The sequence below is a fragment of the Arthrobacter sp. Bi83 genome (genome assembly GCF_918698095.1).
GTDB lineage: Bacteria > Actinomycetota > Actinomycetes > Actinomycetales > Micrococcaceae > Arthrobacter.
The window spans coordinates 1-1,475 of record NZ_CAKKLY010000114.1; the positions used below are offsets into that span (position 1 = coordinate 1).

A 1,475-nucleotide genomic window follows, 5' to 3' on the forward strand; every position below is an offset into this window, starting at 1 on the left:
GGTCGTTGCAACACCTGTTGGTTAGGTGGTTAGTAGTAAAGCACGTAAACGCTCGGCTGGGGTTTCCCAGCCGAGCGTTTTACGTGGCCGGCCGTTGAGTTTCTGAGCGACGAGTTCGAGGTCTTCGGGACCGTAGACGGACAAATCCGTGCTCTTGGGGAAGTACTGGCGCAGCAGCCCATTGGTGTTCTCATTCGAGCCGCGCTGCCAGGGGCTGGCGGGGTCGCAGAAGTAGACGTTCATGTCCGTGGCCATGGTGAAGGATTTGTGGGCTGCCATTTCGGAGCCCTGGTCCCAGGTCAGGGAGCCTCGCAGGTGCGCGGGCAGGGCCGTCATGGCGGTGACGAGTCCGTCCCGGACTGCTTCGGCGCCGTGATCCGTGGGCAGGTGGACGAGCATCACGTACCGGCTGGTGCGTTCGACCAGGGTGGCGATCGCGGACTGGTTCAGTGTCCCGGTGATGAGGTCTCCTTCCCAGTGCCCGGGGATGGCCCGGTCCTCGATTTCGGGCGGGCGTTCGGAAATCATGATCATTGGGTCCGCGAACCGGGGCCGTCGTTCCGCGGAGTTGTTGTGGGGGTGGCGGCGGGCGCGGCCGGTGCGCAGGGCGGCTTGGATTTCGCGTTTGAGGCCGCCCCGGGCCTGGAGGTAGAGGGCCTGGTAGATCGTCTCGGGGCTCACGCGCATCTCCTGGTCATCGGGGTGGTCCGTGACCAGCCTGTGCGATATCTGCTCCGGTGACCATTCCAGACCCAGTCCTGCCTGCACGTAATCCCGCAGTTTCGACTCGCCGGTCAGTTTCGCTGTCTTGGGACGGGCTCTGCGGGCGGCGGCTTGCCGGTCCGCTCCGTGGGGCAGGTAACCCAGCAGGGGGTCGCTGGTGCGGTGCAGTTCCCGGCTGATGGTCGAGGGGGAACGCTGCAGAGTCAGCGCTATCGTCCTCAGCGAGGAACCGGCCCGGCTCAGGTCCCGGATCATTTCACGTTCCTGCAGTGACAGAAAGCGGGGGTCGATGGACCCGTCGGAGTCCTACGGCGCGTGGAATGTGGTCACTCCACGTTTGTAGTCGACTACCTGCCCGTCGGGGTAAAAGCGGCGGCTGCCCGATTTTCGGATGCCAACGTCCCAGTCCTTGGCAGTGCGGGCATGCACACCCACGGCCCTGGCTGCCTCCCGGCGGCTGACCCCGGCCTCGCGCAGCTCAAAGAATTCATCCCGGCCAGGATGGGGACCGGACCCGCGTTTCCCGCGGCCCTTCAGTCCCGCCTTCCGGACCCAGCCTGCACAGGTGAACCGGTTCAACCCCAACTCTCTCGCGGCCGCCGCCGTACTCCCCAAGCGGTCAAACACCGCGAAAAATGCATCCTTCTGATCCTGCGAGTACCACCCGGATCCTGATGAATCACCGCTTAAACGAACCACGGTCGTTGCAACTCCCAAAAGTCGGGGTGTTGCAACGACCGCTAGAACCCAAG

The 1,475-nt window shown here is 64.4% G+C and carries 2 protein-coding genes; both read right to left on the reverse strand.

What is annotated here, in order from left to right; all coding sequences use genetic code 11:
* Positions 1-21: 21 nt before the first annotated feature.
* On the reverse strand, positions 22-1,014 hold the full coding sequence (locus LQ144_RS22870; RefSeq protein WP_290369808.1) for an IS30 family transposase: 993 nt from the start codon (positions 1,012-1,014) through the stop codon (positions 22-24).
* A 15-nt stretch (positions 1,015-1,029) separates the two neighbouring features.
* Positions 1,030-1,302, reverse strand: a complete 273-nt coding sequence (locus tag LQ144_RS22875; RefSeq protein ID WP_230121530.1) for a hypothetical protein — start codon at positions 1,300-1,302, stop codon at positions 1,030-1,032.
* Positions 1,303-1,475: the final 173 nt, after the last annotated feature.